General features: G+C 41.0%; 5 protein-coding genes. All 5 read left to right on the top strand.

Annotated elements, in window-relative coordinates:
* Positions 1–204 precede the first annotated feature (204 nt).
* The 5 genes from ACTNC0_RS18065 (at position 205) to ACTNC0_RS18085 (ending at position 6,055) form a co-directional block, all read left to right on the top strand.
* The gene (locus ACTNC0_RS18065; protein ID WP_441088468.1) at positions 205–2,136 is read left to right on the top strand and encodes a recombinase family protein; all 1,932 of its coding nucleotides are present in this window, start codon (positions 205–207) and stop codon (positions 2,134–2,136) included.
* Between the two features lie 44 nt (positions 2,137–2,180).
* Positions 2,181–3,824 (top strand): recombinase family protein, encoded by a 1,644-nt coding sequence (locus ACTNC0_RS18070; RefSeq protein WP_441088472.1) that lies wholly within the window; start codon positions 2,181–2,183, stop codon positions 3,822–3,824.
* A gap of 252 nt (positions 3,825–4,076) precedes the next feature.
* On the top strand, positions 4,077–4,826 hold the full coding sequence (locus ACTNC0_RS18075) for a ParB/RepB/Spo0J family partition protein (RefSeq protein ID WP_441088469.1): 750 nt from the start codon (positions 4,077–4,079) through the stop codon (positions 4,824–4,826).
* Between the two features lie 33 nt (positions 4,827–4,859).
* Complete coding sequence (locus tag ACTNC0_RS18080) at positions 4,860–5,246, top strand: plasmid mobilization protein (protein WP_441088473.1); 387 nt, start codon at positions 4,860–4,862, stop codon at positions 5,244–5,246.
* Entirely contained in the window at positions 5,195–6,055 is an 861-nt protein-coding gene (locus ACTNC0_RS18085; RefSeq protein WP_441088470.1) for a relaxase/mobilization nuclease domain-containing protein, read from the top strand. The genes ACTNC0_RS18080 and ACTNC0_RS18085 overlap by 52 nt, the downstream gene beginning before the upstream one ends.
* Positions 6,056–6,138: the final 83 nt, after the last annotated feature.

Consider the following 6,138-nt stretch of genomic DNA (forward strand, 5'->3'; position numbering starts at 1 on the left):
ATCCATGGACTGTAGTAAAAATCTATTTACTATCATCATTATGAGCTTGAATTAGGCAAATGTCTATCTACCCAAGAATTAAGCGCTTACGTTACATTTTTGTAATCAGCGCATTTTTCTATTGAAAAATAATCGTGATGGTGGTAATATGAAATTCCAAACAGTAATACGAACTATCAATGAGCAACCGAAAAGGGTGATACAGTGAAAAAGAAAAAATGTTATATATACACGCGAGTGTCTACGGCTGCTCAGATAGAGGGTTATAGCCTGGAGGCACAGAAGGAAAAACTTGAACAATATGCAGATTATAAGGATTTGGTGATAGCAGGAGAGTACTGTGATGCCGGAAAGTCTGGACATAGTATTAAGGGCAGACCGGCATTCATGGCAATGATGGATGATATTTCATCAGAGAAGGACAATATCTCTTATGTCCTGGTATTTAAGCTTTCAAGATTTGGAAGAAATGCGGCAGATGTACTGAAATCCATGCAGCTGTTGTCAGATTATGACGTAGATCTTGTTAGCGTAGAAGATGCAATCGACAGCTCCACTCAGGGCGGTAAGCTTACATTGTCCATATTATCTGCAGTAGCTGAGATTGAGAGAGAAAACATCAATGTGCAGTTCTCGGCTGGAAGGATGCAGAAGATCTTGGATGGTGGTTGGCCAGGTGGACCTGCACCTTACGGATATCGTTGCAAGGATAAGCAATTGGTATTGGTGGATGAGGAAGCAGTAGTCGTAAAAAAGATTTATGAGCTGTACCTTCAAGATAATTTGAAATTGTATGCTGTTGTTAGATGGCTGAATGAAAAAGGTTATGCCAAGACTGTTAAAGGTGTGGAAAAGCCGTTTACCACAGATTCTGTTAAGATGATTCTTTCAAATCCCGTCTATTGTGGAAAGATTATGTATAATAGGCGGACGAATCTTAAGGGAGATCGAGTCAAACCAAAGGAAGAGATTTGCGTTATTGGAAAGCATACACCTATTGTTTCAGAAGAACAGTGGGAGGCGGCACAAAAGAAACGGGAAGAACTTTCTATTTGGGGAGAAAAGAAAGAGGATCTCGATAGAGTAAGCCTGCTATCTGGCTTGGTGAAATGCCCGGTTTGTGGTGGTGGCATGGTTCACATGAAAAATAAAAGTGTGAATCATAATAAGGGTGGTTATTACAAGACGCTTCATTATTATGCCTGCCGCAATTATCGTAAAGCTGCCGGGAGAACCTGTAGCTTTAAGCATACTTACAATCAAGAAAAGGTAGATCAGGCAGTTCTGGAAATTGTGAGCCAGGTGGTTACGATGCCACGCTTTGAGAAGGAGATAGAGAAAGCTTTTGGAAAGCGTGCTTCAAGAGATGACTTGGAACAGGAACTAAAGGATTATCGCAAACAGCTTCACAGCCAAGAACATTTGAAATATAAGCTTGGTGAGAGATTGGATGCTTTGGACATTTTATCTGAGGATTATGATGCTGAATATGATCGGATCCAGGAACAGATTGATGATACGTATGACACGATAGAAGATATTGAACATAAGATTTCAAGGTGTAAAAAGCAAATTGGTTCTCTGGAAAAGAGCGAACAGTCGATTGAGAGCATCAAGAAAATGATGAAAGATTTTCCTTTGCTTTATGAGGAAATGGATTGCTTCGAGAAAAGAGATCTATATCGCCAATTCATTGATCGGATAGAAATGTATCCAGAAGAGCAAGAAGGTGGAAAGATACTAAAGAGTATCACATTCCGATTTGCTGCTTACTTCGGTGAAGAGAATTCTTTTAATGTGAGCGAAGAGAAATCTGTTGAATCAAAAGAAGAGGATGCAGTTTATTTTACAATTGACTGCTCAGAACTGGGACCTACAGTAGCAGAGGCAAAAGCAACCTATGCTGAGATTAAGGCATTTGTTTTGGAAAAAAGCGGATTAAAGGTTTCATCCTTATACATTGCTCAGATCAAGAGAAAATATGGGATTGATGTTGGTGAAGCTTATAATAAGCCAGCGGATCTATCAAAGCATGTTCCGGTGTGTCCTAAGACAAAGGAACTGGCAATTATGGATGCATTGAAAGCATTCCGTATGTTGGATGAAAAGATAGAGTACAAGGAGGCAGCAGAGTGAGCAAGAAAAAGAAATGCTATATTTACATCAGAGTATCTACTGCCATGCAGGTAGAAGGATATAGTCTGGAAGCTCAGAAAGAACGCCTGACAAAGTTTGCTGATTTTCAGGGGATGGAAATCGTAAGAGAGTATTGTGATGCTGGTAAATCGGGTAAGAATATTACAGGGCGACCGGAATTCACTCAGATGTTGCAGGATGTAGCGGATGATCGTGACGGTGTGGAGTATATCTTGGTATTCAAACTTTCACGATTTGGTAGAAATGCAGCGGATGTTTTGAATTCATTACAGTATATCCAAGACTTTGGTGTAAATCTGATTTGTGTGGAGGATGGCATTGATTCCTCGAAGGATTCCGGCAAGCTAACCATCACTGTTTTATCAGCAGTGGCAGAGATTGAGAGAGAAAACATCTTGGTTCAGACCATGGAGGGACGTAGGCAGAAAGCGAGAGAAGGAAAATGGAATGGTGGCCAGGCTCCCTATGGATATGAGCTGGATAGTAAGAATAGTACATTGATCGTGGCTCCAGAGGAAGCCGAAGTTGTGAAACTGATTTATGATAAATTTGTACACAGCGATATGGGCATTGATTCGATTTGTAATTATCTGAATCAGCACGGCTACAGTAAGAAAAGAGTACGAGATTATGAAGTGTCACATTTCACCCGTGGTTTCGTGAAGAACATTCTGGATAATCCGGTGTACACTGGAAAGATTGCTTATGGTAAGAACGTTACGGAAAAGGTGAAGGGAACCAGAGATCAGTACAGAAGAGTGAAAGCTGATGATTATCTAGTAGCGGATGGTAATCATGATGCCATCATTGATCAGAATCTTTGGGATGATGCTCAGAAGAAGCGGAAAGCGACTGGCGTTAAATGGAACAAAACGCATAGCCTTGAGCATGAGCATATTTTATCCGGCATTGTAAAATGTCCGGTTTGTGGGACAGGTATGGCCGGTACGGTTCGAAGAAGAAAGAACAAGAAAACGGGTGATTACAAGGATGATTTCTATTATCGGTGTCTGCATAGGAAAAAGATTGATGAAGAGCATTTTTGTGATTTCAAGCCATCTCTCAATCAAGATGCTTTGAATCATGAGGTCGAGACTGTTATAATGAAAATGAGTAGCAGCCCAGGCTATAGAAAAGCAATTGAAGAGAAGATGGGAAAGACAGTTGATGTTAGTGGACTGGAAAGTGAAAGAGAACAGTACAGAGCTCAGCTGAGACAGGTTGTCGGTGCAAAAAATAAACTGACGGCGATGCTAGATCGGTTGGATGTGGAAGATAAGCATTACGACCGTAAGTACCAGGATATGCAGGACAGACTGGATAATCTGTACGATAAGATTTCTGAGTTAGAGGATGCCATTGCTGATGTGGATGATAAAATCAACGGAGCATATGGGGAACAGATTACTACTCAGCATCTGTACACAATACTAAAGAACTTTGAAGAATTGTATTATGAAATGACAGATCTTGAAAAGAAGGAATTCATGAGAGACTTTATTGAGTCGGTGGAGATCCTTCCAGAGAGAACAGAAAGCGGACGCATCTTAAAGCGGATAGACTTAAGATTTCCGATATATTATGAAGGTGAAGAGAAGGATGCAATTCGGTTGCTCAACGAAAAGAGTGTCGAGACTGTATGTTGTCTACATCGGGTGAATTCGTAGAAGTCCTTTGTTTTAGGCACTTTGCGAGATATATGAGTTTCGCACCTACAGGTAAACAGGGACGAAAAAAGCAGATTATGGACGGAATCGAGGTATCGGTAGTTCTGCATCTGGTATGAGTGGACACATGAAAAAGAAAATTTCATTTTTATTTGAATATCGTTAAAACAGTCAAAAGGACGCTTGTTTTTCAGAATTTCTGAGAGGTAAGAGTCCTTTTCTTTTATTCAGATTAAATGGAGGATAATTGAGATGACAAAGAAAAGAGTAATGTGTTCATCAAAGGATTACGAGTCGGGTGCAGGTATTGTTCTGGTAAAGGTTTCAGAACTTCATGATTTTAAAGACCATCCTTTTAAGGTGGAGCAAAATCAGGAATTGTTTGAATTACGCCAAAGCATGGAAAAGGAAGGGGTTCTGGTTCCGCTGTTAATCCGCCATAATACGGATGGTGACGGTTATAAAATTATCGCAGGACACAGAAGAAAGGCGGCAGCCATATGGGCAGGTATGGAAGAAGTGCCAGCCATTATCCGTGATTTGGACGATGACCAGTCAATCATTGCGATGGTAGACAGTAATCTCCAAAGAGAAAACTGTGATGAACAGGACAGACAGGCATGGGAATATTTGCAGACAATGGACAGGCAGAAGTATAAGTCCTATACCAGAGCGGTTGTGGTGGCTTTGAATGATTACTTCTCCAGAATATATCGAAAGGAAGCTGATCCGTATCTGGAAACCAGAGAAAAGGAAGATGCGTTTCTGGAAAGAGTGGAAACAGCTATCCGGGATGGTGTGAAGGAATCCGTCCCGATGGCTATGGCGAAGAATCTTCTGGAAATGCTTGTACCGTTTGTGAAGGAATCGGTAGGAGATAATAATTTGCCGAATATGGCAATGACGATGGAGAAACCAGATAATGAGGCTACAGATAATACGCTGGACTGGGAACAGGAGGCAGATATGGATGCGGCATTGGATTTTGCAGACAGTTTTTAGCTAATTACAAAATGGCAGTAACAGGAGAACCGACTGACAGTACAAAAAAAAAACCATACCGTTACGATACGGATGAATGACAAAGAATATACCCTGCTCCGGCAGAAGATGAAAGAATCCGGACAGACACAGCAGGCAGTGGTACTTGCTGCGATTGAAAATGTGGAGATAGTATCATCAGAGGTTATGGAAGAATTGAAAGTATTAAATCAGAGACTGGAAGAAACAAACCGGCAGCTTCGAGGTGCTACAACCAATCTCAACCAGATTGCGCATCATATGAATGCAGGAGGTTTTTATCCCAGAGCAGATGTTTTTAACAGTCTCAACGAAAATATATCAGGATATCGGAAGGAGTGTGAAAAGATATGGCGATCAATAAGACAATTAATAAGCGGACAAATTCCCATGGGGCAATGAGAAACTGTATTGAATATGTCCTCCGGGAAGGAAAAACAGATCAGCATCTTGTCCATATCATCGGTCCATATCCTTACGAAGAAGTGAATTATGATCTGGTGTACCAGTCATTTCTGGAAGAAAAACGATTGTGGGGAAAGGATTCGGGAAGGATGTATGCCCATAATGTGATTTCCTGGCATAAGGATGAAAAGATTACACCGGAACAGGCATTGGAATTTGGCATTGCATTTGCGGAGAAATGGTTTTCTGGTTTCCAGACGGTGGTCAGTGTCCATAAGGATAAAGACCATATCCACTGTCACTTGGTTACAAATTCTGTGAGCTATGAAAACGGGAAAAAATTGCATAATTCGAGAAAAGATCTGGAACGGATGCGGGAGCTTCGAGAAAATCTTCAGAAGATCTCATCCGAAAATCAGAAGCTACAAGACGAGCTTCAGAAGCTAACCGAGGAAAATCAGAAACTGCAAACCGAATTGTCCAGAACGCAGAATATCAATCTGTCGCTGCAGAGAAGCAACGACGATCTGCGGAACAGGAACGGGCTGCTGAGCAGGAAAGAGCAAGAGCAGCTCGAAGAAAAAATAAGAGACGTACAGGACCGGAAATCTAAACTGGAGAAAATGGTAGTACAGTCTTCTGTGGAGGCTGTTGAAGAGGCACTGAAAAAGCAACAGGAAGCAGAAAAGCGGATGTGTTCATTGGAATTACTGACGAAAATGGAAAGAAGAGATGCTGCCTGTCAACTTGAAAAAACAAAAAGACAAATGAAAAAGAAAACCATGGAGATAGAAAAACAGTCTTAACTTCCTATAAAATTAACTCTCGTCATGTCCAAACAACGCATTATTCATAGTCAAAATCTTCTTCATCCCAGTCTGGATACTGT

Source organism: Blautia sp. HCP3S3_B11 (genome assembly GCF_052064435.1).
In the GTDB taxonomy this organism is placed as follows: Bacteria; Bacillota; Clostridia; order Lachnospirales; family Lachnospiraceae; genus Blautia_A.

Coding starts and splice junctions, on each gene's coding strand:
- ACTNC0_RS18085 (WP_441088470.1), top strand. CDS start 5,195: ATGGCGATCAATAAGACAATTAATAAGCGGACAAATTCCCATGGGGCA.
- ACTNC0_RS18075 (WP_441088469.1), top strand. CDS start 4,077: ATGACAAAGAAAAGAGTAATGTGTTCATCAAAGGATTACGAGTCGGGT.
- ACTNC0_RS18070 (WP_441088472.1), top strand. CDS start 2,181: ATGCAGGTAGAAGGATATAGTCTGGAAGCTCAGAAAGAACGCCTGACA.